The sequence below is a fragment of the Frankia alni ACN14a genome (assembly GCF_000058485.1).
Taxonomy (GTDB): domain Bacteria; phylum Actinomycetota; class Actinomycetes; order Frankiales; family Frankiaceae; genus Frankia; species Frankia alni.
The window spans coordinates 3,044,842-3,059,675 of the sequence record NC_008278.1; the positions used below are offsets into that span (position 1 = coordinate 3,044,842).

The window sequence follows — 14,834 nt, forward strand, 5'->3', positions numbered from 1 at the left end:
CTTCGAAGACACCGATGTAACCGCGGCGTGTCGATCACCCGCGCAGCCCCGGTGCCACATCCACCCGTATCGGTCACAAAGGGCAGACCGGACGCCCGTCGTGGCGCGGCGGGTCACCTCCGTGTGTCCTCCGCGCCCCGCGGTCGAGGGCGACCAGCTCGGGTCGTGGGTGGGAGCATGTCCAGGTCCGGTGATCCACGACACCCACGGCCCGACGGAGGAGACCTGATGGATCTCGGCTGCTTCTTCGAGCAGGACGGCCGACCCGCGGTGCGGTTCGAACGCGTCTACCCACGGCCGCCGCAGCGGGTCTGGCGGGCGGTGAGCGACCCGGCCGAGCTCGCCTTCTGGTTCCCCTCGCGGGTGACGGTCGAGCCGCAGGCTGGTGGCGTCGTCACCTTCTTCGGTGACCCCCGTCTCGCGGACATGTCCGGGCGGGTGCTGGCCTTCGAACCGCCGCGCCGGCTGGCGTTCACCTGGGGCGGCGACGAGCTGCACCTGACACTCGAACCGGTCGGCGAGGCGGCCACCCGGCTCGTGCTCGTCAACGTGCTCGACGACCGATCCGCCGCCGCGCGCAATGCCGCCGGCTGGGCGGTCTGCCTCGGCGAGCTCGACCGGGCCGTCGCGGACCGGCCCGGCGACGGCCCGCACGGACTCGCCGCGGCGGCGGCCTGGCGGCCGTCCTACGAGGCCCATCTGGCGGCCGGCCTGCCCGGCGGCGCCCCGGTGCCCGCCGCTCCCTGACGGCACCGGCCCGGGTCCGCTGGGCGGGCGTCAAGCCCGCTGGGCGGGCGTCGGGCCCGCCGGGCGGGCGTCAAGCCCGGCCGTGCCCGCTGAGGTGGCCGAGGTCATCGGGAGATGCGGAGGCGCCGCCTGCGGCGGCTGGGTTCGGCCGTCCGGTTGCGTGCGTCGGCGCGGCCGGCCTTCTCCGTTCGGGCGCCTGCCCGCGAGCGCGTGCGGATGTCCCCCCGGGTGCGGGCGCGGGCACCTCGGCGGGCCGCGGTTCGTGCGCCGGGGGCCGGCGCGCGTTCGAGCTGCGGGGTGGGCGCCGGCTCGCCCGGGACGGCGGTGCCGTGGGACTCGCCCAGGGTGGGGGTGCCCGGGGATGCGACCAGGGTGGGGGTGCCCGGGGTCTCGGCCAGGCCGTCGGGGACGTGGCGGGCCGGGCGGGGGCCGATCGGCAGCGGGTGGTCCGGGCGCAGGCTCGCGACGATCCGCCAGAAGGCGCGGTAGCCGTGGGTCACGTGGAGGTGGTAGTCGAGGTCGCCGGTGCTGAGGAAGCGTTCGGCGCAGTCGAGGTCGGAGCGCGGGCAGAGGTAGACGGTCACAGGGGCCTCCCACGGGCGTGTCGCGGTCGCCGCCGCGCAACGCGGTCCCGCCGCAGAGCATGCTGCGGGCGATCACCGTGGGGCCAGCTCGGACGGGGACGCGGCGACGCAATGCTGCTGGTCGGCTACGACAGTGTTTCACGGTACGGTCCGCGTCCGGCGTGCGCATCCCGGGCGGGGCAGACTGGAGGCATGCCTAGCGCGCCGTCTTCGTCCCCCGACCCGACCGGTGGCATCCGGCTGCCGGTGACCGCACCGGACGCCGAGGGTGAGGTGGTCGAGCTCTGTCGGGACCTGCTCCGCTTCGAGTCGGTCAACCGGGGCGGTGGCGACGGCCACGAGCGCCCGATCGCCGAGTACGTCGCCACGAAGCTCGCCGAGGTGGGGATCGAACCGACCATCCTGGAGTCGGAGCCGGGGCGCACCAGCGTCATCGGCCGGATCGAGGGCGCTGACCCGTCCCGTGCGCCACTGCTCATCCACGGCCACCTCGACGTGGTGCCCGCCGACGCCAGCCAGTGGCGGGTCGCGCCGTTCTCCGGTGAGGAGGTCGACGGTTGCCTGTGGGGGCGCGGCGCCGTCGACATGAAGGACATGGTCGCGATGACCCTCGCGGTCGTGCGCGACCTCGCCCGCTCCGGCCGCAAGCCACCGCGTGACCTCGTCGTGGCCTTCCTCGCCGACGAGGAGGCCGGCGGCGGGCTCGGCGCCCGCTGGCTCGTCGAGCACCATCCCGAGCTGTTCGCCGACTGCACCGAGGCGATCGGCGAGGTCGGCGGCTTCTCCTACACCGTCTCGGACGATCTGCGGCTCTACCTCATCGAGACGGCCGAGAAGGGCCTGGCCTGGATGAAGCTGACCGCGACCGGCCGGGCCGGGCACGGGTCGATGATCAGCGACGACAACGCGGTCACGGCGCTGTGCGAGGCGGTGGCGCGGCTGGGTCGTCACGAGTTCCCGCTCGTGCTCACCCCGACGGTGCGGGTGTTCCTCAACGAGTTGGGGGACGCCCTCGGCATCGAGTTCGAACTCGACGACCTGCAGGCCACGGTCAGCAAGCTCGGCCCGGTCGCCCGGATGATCGGCGCCACGCTGCGCAACACCGTCAACCCCACCCAGCTGCAGGCCGGCGAGAAGGTCAACGTGATCCCCGGCGAGGCGACCGCCTACGTCGACGGGCGCTTCCTGCCGGGCCAGGAGGAGGAGTTCGTCCGCCAGCTCGACGAGATCCTCGGGCCGGACATCCGGCGCGAGTGGGTCGTCCATCACGACGCCGTGGAAACCGGCTTCGACGGGGCGCTGGTGGAGGCGATGGGCGCCGCGCTGCGGGCGGAGGACCCGATCGCCCGGGCGGTTCCGTACATGCTCTCCGGCGGCACGGACGCCAAGTCGTTCTCCCGGCTGGGCATCCGCTGCTTCGGCTTCTCCCCGCTGCTGCTGCCCGCCGACCTGGACTTCTCCGGGATGTTCCACGGCGTGGACGAGCGGGTCCCGGTCGAGTCCCTGCGCTTCGGCGTCCGGGTCCTCGACCGTTTCCTGCGCGCCTGCTGACCTGCGAGGCGAGCTGGTCGCTGGTCGGTGCGTGGCGACGGCGAGCGCCGCCACGCATCAGCCGGCGTCGGGCCCGAAACGGGGAACGGCGTAGGTGTCGGTGATCCGGTCGAAGCGGATCCGGACCCGGTCGCCGATCTGGACCGTCTCGGGGTCGACGTCGACGATGTTGGCGATGACGCGGCAGCCGGCCCCCTGGGTCCCGTCCAGCTCGACGACGCCGGACACGTAGGGCACGACCTCGGCGAGCCGCGGGGCGAGCGGGTGGCGCACGACGGTGAAGGTGTAGATCGTGCCGGTGCCCGGCAGGTCGGTGTAGGTGAACGCGGCGCCCCGACAGGAGAAGCAGAACGGCTCGGCGGGGAAGACGAACGTGCCGCAGGTGTCGCACCGGGCGATGCTCAGGCGGCCGGCCAGGGCCGCGTCCCAGAACGGCTGGGTGCGCTCGTCGGCCATCGGGTCGGCCAGGCGCGCGGGGAACACGCCCCGTTGGAGCTCGGTCACCGTTACCTCCGCAGAAGGGTGCCGCTGACGGGCAGGCCGGCCGGGCCGCCGGTGACGAGGGCGATCTCGGCGCCCGCCACCTGGTTGACGGCGACGCCGCGCAGTTGCTCCACGGCCTCGCGCACGTGCGTCATCCCGATGAGGTAGGCCTCGGACAGGTGGCCGCCGTGGGTGTTCACCGGGATGCTGCCCCCGTCGAACCGGATGGTGCCCTCGGCGACGAACGGGCCGCCCTCGCCGATCCCGCAGAACCCGTAGTCCTCGAGCTGCATGATGACCAGCGGCGAGAAGTGGTCGTAGAGCAGGGCGACGTCGACGTCCTGGGGTCCCACGCCGGCCATGTCGTACATCCGCCTGGCCACGGTGCGGTGGCCGCTGGAGGCGAAGTACTCGTCCGGCATCTGGAAGTAGCTGAAGATGGCGCTGCCCCACCGGCCGGCGCCGCCGTTGGCCGAACCCATGATGTAGACAGGCGGTTGGCGCAGGTCACGGGCGCGCTGCGCCGAGGTGACGACCGCGGCGATCGCGCCGTCGGACTCCATGGTGTAGTCGAACAGGCAGAGCGGGTCGGAGAGCATCGGGGCGTTGAAGTAGTCGTCGAGGGTCAGCGGCTCCCGGCGTAGCGCCGTGGGCCGCTTGCGGGCGTTCTCCCGCTGCGAGATCGCCACCTCGGCGAGGTGCTCGCGCTTCGTGCCGTACAGCTTCATGTGCCGCTGGGTGAGCAGGGCGAAGCTGTGCCCGGGTGACATCAGGCCGCTGCCGGCGGCCAGGACGAACCCCTGCGGGATCCGGCCGGACCCGTACGGGCTCCCGCCTCCGCCCCCGCCGCCCGCGCCCCCACCGTCGACCTGGGTGCCGCCGAGGCGGCGGGACGCCTGCTGCAGCGTCATCACGGTGACGCACACGTCGGCCTGGCCGGAGACGATCGCCGCGGCCGCGAGACCCAGCGACCCGGCCATCCCGCCGCCGCCGGAGGTCAGTGTCGCGGCGAACCGAACCTCCGGCACGCCGAGGATCGAGCCGACCGAGGCCGGGTCGATCGAGCTGGAGTAGATCGTGAAACCGTCCAGGTCGTCGACGGTCAGTCCGGCGTCCGCCAACGCCGCCAGGATGGCCTTGCCGGCCATTTCGGTCTCGGTCTGCGGCAGCGACTGGCCCCGCTTGTAGTACGGCGTGTAGCCGATACCCGCGATCGCGGTCTGGTCCTTCATGGTTGCTGCGTCACCCTCCTGCGCCGTGGGATGGAAGAAGGCATCGGCTGCCCGCGGCCGGCCGCGGCGGCCGGCCGCGGGCAGCACAGGGGCGGACGTCAGCCGATGACCTTGGCCTCGCGCAGCCGGGCCAGCTCGGCGTCGCCGAGGCCGAGAAGCTCGCGCAGGACCGCGTCGGTGTGGGCGCCGGTCAGGCAGCCGCCCCGGGCCTGGGTCGCCGAGCGGGAGAAACGCACCGGCGGGCCGATCCGCAGGTGCTCCTCGAACACCGGGCTCTCGGCCTGGGCGCCGTACTCCGCGCCGAGGGTGTCGTCGGTGAGCAGGAGCTGCTCGGGCGCGACCTCGGCGACCTCGACGGCGCCCACGTCCGCGGCCGTCAGCAGCCGCTCCCAGTCGGCGGCGGCGCGGGTGGCGAGGATCGTCGCCAGCAGCGCGGCGAGCTCGGCGTCGCGCGCGGCGCGCCCGGCGGCGGTGGCGTAGCCGTCGTCGCCCAGCGCCGCGACGGCGTCCGCCAGGCCGGCGCCGGCCGCACTGGCCGTGTCCGCACTGGCCGTGTCCGCACTGGCCGTGTCCGCACTGGCCGTGTCCGCACTGGCCGTGTCCGCACTGGCCGCGTCGGCGAGCGCGGCGGCCAGCTCGCGCCACTGTCGGTCGCTCGGGGCGGCGAGGAACAGCAGGCCGCGGGCGGTCGGGTACATCCGGTACAGCGCGTGGAAGCCGTTGCCGTCCGGGTCGACCGTCGGGGACGCCGGCCGGCCCGCGTAGTCGACGACCCGGTCCAGCAGGGCGTGCGTGCCGGTGCCGAGCATGGTGACGGTCACCGGGGGAAGCGGGCGGCCGCGGCGGCGGGCGAGCGCGCCGAGCAGCATCGTCGACGCGACGCCGAGCGCGGCGATCCCGTCCGCCTGCAGGTTGAGCACCGCGGACGCGGCGAACAGCCGGTTGGCGGCCAGCTTGACGTCGCGCATCGTGCCGGTGGCGCCGGCGGCGTCCGGTGCCTCCGCGAGGGCGAGGCCGATCGCCGCGCCGATCGACGGGGCGTACGCCGGACGGTGGCCGAACGGGCCGTCGGTGCCGTAGCCGGGCGCGTTCACGTAGACCAGGTCCGGGTTGATCTCGCGCAGCGTCGTCGCGTCGATCCCGGCCCGTTCGGCCGCGCCGGCGCGGAAGCCCTGCAGCACGATGTCGGCGTGGCGCACCAGCCGGCGGACCAGCCGCCGGCCCTCGTCGGTGCCGAGGTCGAGGGCGACGCTCTCCTTGCCCTGCAGGACGCGGGCGCCGCCGGCCTCCGGGAACGGCAGGATCCGGCGGATCTCGTCGCCCTCCAGGGACTCGACCTTGATGACGCGCGCGCCGAGGTCGGTGAGCATCGTCGCGCCGAACGGCGCCGCGAACATGACGCCGAACTCCAGCACCGTCAGGCCGGCCAGCGGCAGCCCCGACAACCCGGCGTCCTCGTCGCCACGGGCCTCGACCGCACCTGGCTCCGCCGCACCGGAGTCGGCCGCACCTGACGTCGCCGCACCTGACGTCGCCGCACCGGACTCGGCGGGCGCGATGGCGGCCGGGGTGGGGGTGCCAGCGGCGTGGGTGGCGCGCAGGCCCGGCCCGTGCTCGTCGAGGCGGGGCGCCGGGCGCGGCGCGGCGAGCGGCCCGCCATCGAGGTGGACCAGGGTCGACGGGCGGCGCACGGGGCCGCGCTCCGGGTCCTCGACGACGGCGTCCCGACCGTCGTGGCGGATCTGTGGGTGATCGAGCGCGCCGACGCCGGCGCGGAAGATCTCGGCGTTGATGTCGGGGTTGGTGTCGAAGACGTGGCGCCACTCGGCGAGGGTGCGCGAGGCGACCTTGGCCAACATGTACTCCCACAGCTCGGTGCGCAGCCGTGGGGTCTCCAGGAACGGGAAGCCCTTCCACTTCGGGTCGGCGAGCATCTCGATCATGTCGAACTCGTGCAGCATCGCGCCGAACAGCCGCGGCTGGACCTGGGCGAACTGCAGCCAGTGGCCGTCCTTCGTCGGACCGACGAGCAGCGGGTAGATCAGGGCGCCGCCCGGCTCGCCGTCCGAGGTGGCCGCGTCGACCGTGGTGTAGGCGTCCGGCCAGCGCAGCCCGACCAGCCGCTGGAACCAGGCCCACGTGTCGAGCATGAGCACGCCGCGCACCAGGTCGGTCTCGACGTGCTGGCCCAGGCCACTGGACTCCCGTTCGAGCAGCGCGCCGAGCAGCCCCTGCACCGCGCTGTGCGCCGCGCCCCAGCTCGCGAACGGGACGGAGACGAACGCCGGGCCGGGGCGGGTGACCATCCCCTGCTTGGCGTGGAACAGGCCCAGCTTCGCCATCACCATGCCCTCGTAGCCCTTGAGGTCGGCCCACGGTCCGGTCGAGCCCCAGCCGGTGATCGCCACGCTGACCAGGCGCGGGTTGAGCGCGCCGAGCCGGGACGCGGTGAGACCGAGCCGCTCGGCGGCGCGCGGGCGCATGGTCGTCACCAGCGCGTCGGCCCCGGCGGTCAGCCCGTCGAGCCGGGCCCGGTCCGCGGGGTCGTGGAGGTCGAGCACGACGCTGCGCTTGCCGCCGGCGACCGCCGGCCAGGCCGCCTCCGCCCGCAGCGGGCTCCCGCCGGGCGGTTCCACCAGGACGACGTCGGCGCCGGCCTCGGCCAGGAACTGGGTGGCGAACGCACCCGCCATCGTCGTCGACAGGTCCACGACCGACAGTCCGGCTAACGGACCCTCTCCCGTGGCCTGGTCGTGCGGGATGGGGCTCATGCGGGCTGGCCTCCAGGGTGAGTCGGCGCGCCGGCCGCCCGGACTGTTCGCCTGACGGCGGCGGGACGACGGTGCAGGGATGACGGTGCACGGACGACGGCTGCGGGACGACGGTGCACGGACGACGGCTGCGGGACGACGGCTGGGGGAGGAGGGGTTACGGGACGACGGGCATGGCAGCGCCGGCGGCGGGCGTCACACGCCAAGCAGGTCGGCGAGGGCGGCGCGGTGGGTGGCCGGGTCGCCGAACATGACCCGGTCGGCGGCGGCCCGCCTGAGATAGAGGTGCGCGGGGTGCTCCCACGTGTAGCCGATGCCGCCGTGGATCAGGATGTTCTCCTCGGCGCAGGTGTAGAACGCCGTCGAGCAGTAGGCCCCCGCCAACCGGGCCGCCACCGGGAGGTCCGCCGCGCCGTCGGCCGCGGCCCACAGCGCGTGGTAGGCGGCCGAGCGGGCCGATTCGACCCGCAGCAGCAGGTCGGCGCACCGGTGCTTGATCGCCTGGAAGGAGCCGATCGGCCGGCCGAACTGGACCCGCAGCTTGGCGTACTCCACGGCCATGTCGAGCACCCGCTGCGCGCCGCCGACCTGCTCGGCGGCGAGCTGGGTCGCGGCGACGTCGCGCACCCGGGCCCGCACCCCCGCGCCGGCTCCCTCGGCGCCGACCAGCCGGGCCGGTGCCGCGTCGAAGGCCAGCCTCGCCTGCCGGCGGGTGGCGTCCATCGTCGCGGTGGGCGTCCGGGTGAGTCCGGCGGCGTCCGCCTCGACGCCGAACAGGCTCGGCCCGCCCGGTGCCGCCGCGACCACCAGCACGACGTCGGCGCTCGCACCGTCGACCACGTGCCCGACCGTGCCGGTCACCCGCCAGCCGCCGTCCGCTGGTGAGACGCTCGCCGCGACCGACGCGCCGGCAGGATGCCCCCCGGCGGCGTGCTCCCCGGCGGCGAGATGCTCCCCGGCGGCGAAGGTCGCGCGCAGCGACCCGTCGGCGATGCCGGGCAGGTACGCCTTGTTCGCGGCCTCGTCGCCGGCCGCGAGCAGCGCCTCGGGGGCCAGCACGACCGTCGACAGGTACGGCGCGCACAGCAGCGCCGCGCCTGCCTCCTCCATCACGACTCCGACCTCGACCGGTCCGAAGCCGGCGCCCCCGTAGTGCTCGGGGATCGCGAGCCCGGTCAGCCCGAGCTCGGCGAGCCCACGCCAGACGGCCGGATCGAACCCGTCCGGGGTCTGCATCAGCCGACGGACCTCGGCCTCGGGCGAGGTCTCGGCCAGCAGGTCCCGGACCATGGACCGCAGCCCGTCCTGCTCCTCGGTGAAGACGAACTCCATCAGGGGCGCCTCCGTCCACCGGTCGGCCCGTCCGCCAGGACGACCGCTCGGAAAGCGAGTAAACCATAATCTCTTTTTGTGTCCTAGCCCCTGATCGCCCGGTCGTGCCCCCCGGCGGACGCGCGGGCCAGGGTCAGCCCGAAAGGGACCAATCACTGCGCTGATAATCTGGGCCCAGGAGCCCAGCGACGTGCCCGAGCCACCGCGGCGGGCCCTGCGATTGTTCAAGGAGTGCCGATGACCTCGCCCGAGGCCGTTGCCGCCGCTGCCGCGGCCGGGGTGGAGCCGATTCGGATCCCGCGCCGGGTCGAACGCAGCGCGCGGACCTCCGAGGTTGTGGCCGCCTCGATCCGGTCGCAGATCGCCCGCGGCGAGCTGAAGGCGGGTGACCGGTTCCCGCCGGAGGACGAGCTGATGGAGGTCTTCGGCATCGCCCGCACCACCCTGCGGGAGGCGCTGCGGATCCTGGAGGCCGAGGGCCTCGTCACCGTGCTGCGCGGGCGCCGCGGCGGGCCGCGGGTCACCACCCCGACCGTCGAGCACATGACCAGGATGTTCGCCCTGCTGCTCCAGATCGAGGGCGTGGCGCTGACCGACGTCCACGACGCGCTCGCCGTGGTCGAACCGCCGCTGGCGGGCCGGCTGGCCGCGAGTCACACGCCCAAGGCGCTCGCCGAGCTCACCGCGGCGATCGACGCCGCCGCGGCCGCGGCCGGTGTCGAGGACGACGGGACGGCGTTCGGCGAGGCCGCGGCCGCCGTGCACCACACGCTGCTGCGCAACGCCGGCAACACGTCCCTGTCGATCCTCGGCCAGCTCCTGCACGAGGTGATCGCGCAGTACTACCGCCGCTCCGGCCAGCACGCCACCGCCGCCGAGCGCCGCCGCGCGATCAGGTCGTATCGGAAGTTCCTCGGGCTGGTCACCGCGGGCGACTCCGCCGCTGCCGAGGAGCACTGGAACCTGCTCATGCACTACCCCGACCGCCGCAACAAGCAGCGCGTCGACCTCTACTCCTGACCTCTGCTCCTGACCTCGGATCCGCGTCGGCTCCGCGTCGGCGCACCGCGCGCGACCCGGTCGCCCGCTACCTGGGGGCGAAGCGCTGGCCGGCGTCGAGGCGGATGGTGCCGCCGTTGAGCATCGGGTTCTCCACGATCGCCAGCGCCAGTCTGGCGTACTCGTCGGGACGGCCCATCCGCTTCGGGAACGCCGCGTCCTTCGTGAGCGCCTCGGCGGCCCGGTCCGGGATGCCCTCGGTGAGCCCGGTGCTGAACAGGCTCGGGGCGATCGTCAGCACCCGGATGCCGACACCGCCGAGGTCGCGGGCCATCGTCAGTGCCATCCCGGCGATGCCGGCCTTGGCCGCAGTGTAGGCGACCTGGCCGATCTGGCCCTCGAACGCCGCGATCGACGCGGTGTTGATGATGACGCCGCGCTCGTCCTCCTCCGGCTCGTTGTCCTTCATCGCCCACGCCTGCAACCGGTTGAGGTTGAACGTGGCGATCAGGTTCAGCTCGACGACGCGACGGAACTCCGCCAGCGGGTGCGGGCCCTCCTTGGCGATGGTCCGCTTCGCCACTCCGCCGCCGGCCGTGTTGACCGCGATGTGCAGCCCGCCGAGAGCGCCGACGGCCTCCGCCACCGCCGCCTCGGCCGCCGCGTCGTCGGTGACGTCGACCGGGTGAAACGTCGCCCCCAGCGCCGCCGCCACCTCCGAGCCCGCCGACTTCGGCAGGTCGAGGATCGCGACGCTCGCGCCCTGCTCGCGCAGACGCTGCGCCGTCGCCCGTGCCATCCCCGACGCGCCACCGACCAGAATGGCCTTCTTCCCAGCGACCTGCATGGACCGTTCCTCCATCCGTTGCTGCGCGCTGATGTGCGTCCCGCTGACGTCCGACCAGACCTGTCCGGCCTCATGACCCGACCGCCGGGCTCGACAGCCTCCGGTCGACAGCCTCTGGTCGGCAGGCTCCGGTCGCCAGGGCTGGGCGGCACGCGTTCGAGCCGCTACTCTAGCCACTTAATAGAGTAATGAGAAGTCGGATTTCGGCGTGGCCTGGCTGCGTCGTGAGCCGGCCGGCGGAAGCCCGGCGCCGGGTGTTCGCCTCGACCCCGGGAGGACCACGTGACGGCGGAGCACGCGGCGGAGCACACGACCGAACGGATGGCGGCGGACGGCGGTGACGCGGGCGACCCGCGGGCGCGGGTGCGCGCGTGGTTACGGGCGAACTGGGACACCTCGCTGACCCTCGCCGCCTGGTGGCGGCGGCTCGCTGACGCCGGCTACGCCTACCCCTCCTGGCCGGCCGGCCTCGGCGGTCTCGGGCTGTCGCCGGACGATGCCCGCGACGTGCTGGCCGAGCTGGCCGCCGCGCGGGTGATCGGGGCCCCGGCCGGGATCGGCCAGGGGCTGGGCGCCGGCACCCTGCTGGCGCACGGCACGCCCGAGCAGTGGGCCCGCCTCCTGCCCGGGCTGGCGACCGGGCAGGAGGCGTGGGTCCAGCTCTTCAGCGAACCCGGCTCCGGCTCGGACCTCGCCAGCCTGTCGACCCGGGCGGTGCTCGACGGCGACGAGTGGGTGGTCAACGGGCAGAAGGTCTGGTCGTCCGGCGCGCTGAGCGCCGACCGCGGCATGCTGCTCGCCCGCACCAACGTCGACGTCCCCAAGCACGACGGGATCACCTTCCTGATCATCGACCTGGACCAGCCGGGGGTCGAGGTTCGACCGTTGCGGCAGATGAGCGGCGACGCGCACTTCTGCGAGGTCTTCCTCACCGACGCCCGGGTGCCCGCCGACCGGGTGGTCGGCGCGGTCGACGACGGCTGGCGGGTCGCCCGTACGACGTTGCTGCTCGAACGCTCGGGCCTCGGCGGGGAGGGCCTCGCCGGCCTGCGGCTGGTCGAGGGCGGCCGTCGGTCGGGCAACCTCGACCGGGTGGTCGCCGACGTCCTCGCTGCCCCGGCACCGAACCAGCGCGCGGGCTTCTTCCTGCCCCCCGAGGCGATGATCGCGCTGGCCCGGGAGCGCGGCCGCGGCGCCGACCCGGTGATCCGCCAGGCGCTCGCCGACTACTACGTCGAGGCCGAGGTGATCCGGCTCAACGCGCAGCGGGTCAGGGCGGCCGCCCAGGCCGGCCGGCTTCCCGGTGCCGCCGGGTCGACGCTGAAGCTGGCGATCAGCCTGCACGGCCGCCGCTACCGCGACCTGATGCTCTCGCTCGTCGGCCCGGACGCGACCCTGGTCGACGCCGACGGCCCGGACGACGGCCGGCTGCACGCCACCTACTACTGGAGCTTCGCCGGCGCGATCGGCGGCGGCACCGACGAGATCCAGCGCAACGTGATCTCCGAGCAGGTCCTCGGCCTGCCCAAGGATGCCGACGCCGGCCGCAACGTGCCCTATCGCGAGCTCAGGGTCGGCACCCAACGCCGCTGAGCGGGGCGTCCGTCGGGCCCGCTGCGCTCAGCGGCAGGGCCGCGACCAGCGGCGTTCGTCGGGCCGCACCCGCCCCGCCGCGGAAAGAATTCGAGTAATGATAGTAGTTATTGATGTGCCCGGGACGCGGGCGAGGTCGGGACGGGAGAGACCGCAGATGCCGGAAGCCTGGATCATCGACGGTGTGCGGACTGAGCCACGGACAGATCTCCCGTACATCGGCACCCTGACTTTTTGAACAAAGGTGGAGGGCGGACGGATGACGGTCGATGCCGACGGTGCGCCGCGGGTGGGCGACGCGGACGACGAGACCAGCGGGGAGACGGGCGGCGAGACGGGCGCGGAGAGGTTCGGGGTGCTCACCGACGCGGCGCTCGCGCGGTCCCGCCGGCGCGTCGGCGTGCTGCGCCCCGGCGCGGGGCGGCCGCACAACCACGAGGTGACCTGGGACGCCGCCCGGCACTTCGCCTACGGCTACGGCGACGACAACCCGCTGTACTGCGACCCGGAGTACGCCAAGAACACCCGCTGGGGCACGCTGATCGCCCCGCCGACCTTCCTCTACACGATGGGCGAGAACATCGTCCGCGCGGCCGACCCGGAGACGAAGGCGCTGCTCAAGGGCGACCCGTTCGCCGGCCTCGGGTCCTACCAGGCGGTCATGGAGTTCGAGTGGTGGCGCCCGTTCGCCCTCGGCGACCGGGCCCGGACCATCCACTCCCAGGTCGGCGTCACCGCCAAGCGCAGCTCGTTCGGCGGCCGCACCGCCCACGTCACGAACGAGACGATCTACAGCAACGACCGCGGCGAGCTCACCTGCCTGCAGCGCGGCACGTGGGTGAACGCGGAGCGGCACACCTCGCGGGAGCGCAGGAAGGAGCGCGAGCTGCCCGAGCCGTACACCCCCGAGCAGCTCGCCGAGATCGACGCGGCGTACGCGGCGGAGACCCGGCGCGGCGGCACCCCCCGCTACTTCGAGGACGTCGAGATCGGCGAGGAGCTGCCGACGAAGGTGAAGGGCCCGCTGACGACGACCGACGTGGTCGTCTGGCACCTGGGCTGGGGCATGCAGCTCACCCCGCCCGGCACCTTCCGGCTCGCCTACCAGGTCCGCCGCAAGGCCCCGGGGCTCTACCCGCCGAACGCCCTCAACATCCCGGACACGGTGCAGCGGCTGCACTGGGAGCCGCAGCGGGCGCGGGAACTGGGCCTGGCGACCTCCTACGACTACGGCGGCATGCGCGAGACGTGGCTGTGCCACCTGCTGACCGACTGGGTCGGCGACGACGGCTGGCTGTGGAAGCTCTCCGCGCAGCACCGCCGGTTCAACTTCGTCGGCGACACGACGTGGGTCGGGGGCAAGGTCGTCGACAAGCGGCAGGTCGACGGGCGCAGCGAGGTCCACATCGAGCTCCAGTGCACCAACCAGCGCGGCGTCGTCACCTCACCCGCGACGGCCGTCGTCCTGCTCCCGACCCGCGACGAGCCGGTCGTCACCCTGCCCGCCCCACCCCGCGACACCCTGGAGGCGATGATCGAGTACGAGATCGAACGCATCCGCCAGCAGGAGTCGGTGGCCGAGCGGACGGAGCAGTCGTCATGACGACCAGCCTGCGCATCGGCGTCATGTCCGGTGGCTACAACGGCCGCAGGCTCGCCGAGCACGCGCGGTTCATCGAGTCGCTCGGCTACGACTCGTTCTGGACCGGCGAGGCCTACGGCGGCGACGCCGTCACCGCGCTGACCTGGGTCGCGGCGCACACCGAGCGCCTGCGCATCGGCTCGTCGATCCTGCAGCTCGACGCGCGCACGCCGTCGAACACGGCGATGACCGCCTGGGCGCTGAACCAGCTCAGCCGGGGCCGGTTCAGCCTGGGCCTGGGGGTGTCCGGGCCGCAGGTGGTCGAGGGCTGGCACGGCCGGCCGTTCCGGTTCCCGCTGGCGCGTACCCGGGAGTACGTGACGGTCATCCGCAGGCTGCTGGAGGAACAGGGCAGGATCGAGTTCCACGGCGACCACCTGAGCATCCCCTACGACGGCCCGGACGCCACCGGCCTCGGCAAGCCGCTACGCCCCGGCTTCCCGAGGACGAAGCTGCCGATCTACCTCGCCGCCATGGGCCCGAAGAACATCGCGATGGCGACGGAGATCGCGGACGGCCTGCTCCCGCTGATGTGGAGCCCGCACCGCCTCAAGGAGATCTACGGCGACCTCATCACCGCCGCGGCCGCCCGCAACACCGCCGCCGGAGCCGATGGCGCGGCCGGAGCCGGTGCCGACGTCGCCGCGGCGCCGTTCGACATTCGTCCGGCGGTCCCGGTCGCCGTCGGCGACGACATCGCCGCCTGCCGCGACCAGGTCCGCCCGAACCTCGCCTTCTACCTCGGCGGCATGGGGGCGCGCACCGAGAACTTCTACGCCAACCTGATCCGGCGCTACGGCTACGAGCAGGACGCCGACACGATCCAGGACCTCTACCTCGGCGGCCGCCGCGAGGAGGCGGCCGCCGCGATCCCCGACGCCCTCGTCGACGAGCTGACCCTCGTCGGGCCGCCGGCCGCCATCGCCGACCAGCTGGCCGTGTGGGAGAGCTCCGGTGCCACCGGCCTGCTGATCCGCTTCGCCGACGACAGGGCGCTGCGCACCGTCGCCGAGGTCGCCTTCTGACGGCCCGCTCGGTGATGCCGCCCGATCG

The 14,834-nt window shown here is 73.9% G+C and carries 12 protein-coding genes; 6 read left to right on the top strand and 6 right to left on the bottom strand.

Going from position 1 to position 14,834, the window contains the following annotated elements; translation table 11 throughout:
* Positions 1-228: 228 nt before the first annotated feature.
* Entirely contained in the window at positions 229-747 is a 519-nt protein-coding gene (locus FRAAL_RS12300; protein WP_011603974.1) for an SRPBCC family protein, read from the top strand.
* A 104-nt stretch (positions 748-851) separates the two neighbouring features.
* On the opposite strand, the gene FRAAL_RS12305 is transcribed toward FRAAL_RS12300, so the two are convergent.
* Positions 852-1,331 carry a hypothetical protein gene (locus tag FRAAL_RS12305; RefSeq protein WP_011603975.1) on the bottom strand — a complete coding sequence of 160 codons (480 nt, stop codon included), beginning with the start codon at positions 1,329-1,331 and terminating at the stop codon, positions 852-854.
* A gap of 192 nt (positions 1,332-1,523) precedes the next feature.
* Here FRAAL_RS12305 and FRAAL_RS12310 point away from each other — a divergent pair, with 192 nt between their 5' ends.
* On the top strand, positions 1,524-2,882 hold the full coding sequence (locus FRAAL_RS12310) for a M20/M25/M40 family metallo-hydrolase (RefSeq protein WP_050997107.1): 1,359 nt from the start codon (positions 1,524-1,526) through the stop codon (positions 2,880-2,882).
* Positions 2,883-2,939: 57 nt separating this feature from the next.
* Here FRAAL_RS12310 and FRAAL_RS12315 read toward each other — a convergent pair whose 3' ends face one another.
* The 4 genes from FRAAL_RS12315 to FRAAL_RS12330 all read right to left on the bottom strand — a co-directional run bounded on the left by FRAAL_RS12315 (position 2,940) and on the right by FRAAL_RS12330 (position 8,700).
* The gene (locus FRAAL_RS12315; protein ID WP_050997108.1) at positions 2,940-3,386 is read right to left on the bottom strand and encodes a Zn-ribbon domain-containing OB-fold protein; all 447 of its coding nucleotides are present in this window, start codon (positions 3,384-3,386) and stop codon (positions 2,940-2,942) included.
* Positions 3,387-3,388: 2 nt separating this feature from the next.
* On the bottom strand, positions 3,389-4,597 hold the full coding sequence (locus tag FRAAL_RS12320; RefSeq protein WP_041940460.1) for a thiolase C-terminal domain-containing protein: 1,209 nt from the start codon (positions 4,595-4,597) through the stop codon (positions 3,389-3,391).
* A 98-nt stretch (positions 4,598-4,695) separates the two neighbouring features.
* Positions 4,696-7,368 (bottom strand): CoA transferase, encoded by a 2,673-nt coding sequence (locus FRAAL_RS12325; RefSeq protein WP_011603979.1) that lies wholly within the window; start codon positions 7,366-7,368, stop codon positions 4,696-4,698.
* A 195-nt stretch (positions 7,369-7,563) separates the two neighbouring features.
* Positions 7,564-8,700 (bottom strand): acyl-CoA dehydrogenase family protein, encoded by a 1,137-nt coding sequence (locus FRAAL_RS12330; protein WP_041939230.1) that lies wholly within the window; start codon positions 8,698-8,700, stop codon positions 7,564-7,566.
* A 237-nt stretch (positions 8,701-8,937) separates the two neighbouring features.
* Here FRAAL_RS12330 and FRAAL_RS12335 point away from each other — a divergent pair, with 237 nt between their 5' ends.
* Positions 8,938-9,720: a FadR/GntR family transcriptional regulator gene (locus tag FRAAL_RS12335; RefSeq protein ID WP_063822631.1), complete on the top strand. Its 783-nt coding sequence runs from the start codon at positions 8,938-8,940 to the stop codon at positions 9,718-9,720.
* A 67-nt stretch (positions 9,721-9,787) separates the two neighbouring features.
* On the opposite strand, the gene FRAAL_RS12340 is transcribed toward FRAAL_RS12335, so the two are convergent.
* Complete coding sequence (locus FRAAL_RS12340; protein ID WP_041940462.1) at positions 9,788-10,546, bottom strand: SDR family oxidoreductase; 759 nt, start codon at positions 10,544-10,546, stop codon at positions 9,788-9,790.
* A gap of 282 nt (positions 10,547-10,828) precedes the next feature.
* Here FRAAL_RS12340 and FRAAL_RS12345 point away from each other — a divergent pair, with 282 nt between their 5' ends.
* The 3 genes from FRAAL_RS12345 to FRAAL_RS12355 all read left to right on the top strand — a co-directional run bounded on the left by FRAAL_RS12345 (position 10,829) and on the right by FRAAL_RS12355 (position 14,806).
* Positions 10,829-12,139 (top strand): acyl-CoA dehydrogenase family protein, encoded by a 1,311-nt coding sequence (locus FRAAL_RS12345; RefSeq protein ID WP_011603983.1) that lies wholly within the window; start codon positions 10,829-10,831, stop codon positions 12,137-12,139.
* Between the two features lie 259 nt (positions 12,140-12,398).
* Positions 12,399-13,742 carry an FAS1-like dehydratase domain-containing protein gene (locus tag FRAAL_RS12350; RefSeq protein ID WP_083866777.1) on the top strand — a complete coding sequence of 448 codons (1,344 nt, stop codon included), beginning with the start codon at positions 12,399-12,401 and terminating at the stop codon, positions 13,740-13,742.
* Positions 13,739-14,806 (top strand): LLM class F420-dependent oxidoreductase, encoded by a 1,068-nt coding sequence (locus tag FRAAL_RS12355; RefSeq protein WP_011603985.1) that lies wholly within the window; start codon positions 13,739-13,741, stop codon positions 14,804-14,806. Before FRAAL_RS12350 ends, FRAAL_RS12355 begins: the two co-directional genes overlap by 4 nt.
* Positions 14,807-14,834 lie beyond the last annotated feature (28 nt).

Excerpts from the sequence above, each read along its gene's own strand:
- FRAAL_RS12320 (WP_041940460.1), bottom strand. The coding sequence starts at position 4,597 with ATGAAGGACCAGACCGCGATCGCGGGTATCGGCTACACGCCGTACTAC.
- FRAAL_RS12325 (WP_011603979.1), bottom strand. The coding sequence starts at position 7,368 with ATGAGCCCCATCCCGCACGACCAGGCCACGGGAGAGGGTCCGTTAGCC.
- FRAAL_RS12355 (WP_011603985.1), top strand. The coding sequence starts at position 13,739 with ATGACGACCAGCCTGCGCATCGGCGTCATGTCCGGTGGCTACAACGGC.
- FRAAL_RS12310 (WP_050997107.1), top strand. The coding sequence starts at position 1,524 with ATGCCTAGCGCGCCGTCTTCGTCCCCCGACCCGACCGGTGGCATCCGG.
- FRAAL_RS12335 (WP_063822631.1), top strand. The coding sequence starts at position 8,938 with ATGACCTCGCCCGAGGCCGTTGCCGCCGCTGCCGCGGCCGGGGTGGAG.
- FRAAL_RS12300 (WP_011603974.1), top strand. The coding sequence starts at position 229 with ATGGATCTCGGCTGCTTCTTCGAGCAGGACGGCCGACCCGCGGTGCGG.
- FRAAL_RS12340 (WP_041940462.1), bottom strand. The coding sequence starts at position 10,546 with ATGCAGGTCGCTGGGAAGAAGGCCATTCTGGTCGGTGGCGCGTCGGGG.
- FRAAL_RS12350 (WP_083866777.1), top strand. The coding sequence starts at position 12,399 with ATGACGGTCGATGCCGACGGTGCGCCGCGGGTGGGCGACGCGGACGAC.
- FRAAL_RS12330 (WP_041939230.1), bottom strand. The coding sequence starts at position 8,700 with ATGGAGTTCGTCTTCACCGAGGAGCAGGACGGGCTGCGGTCCATGGTC.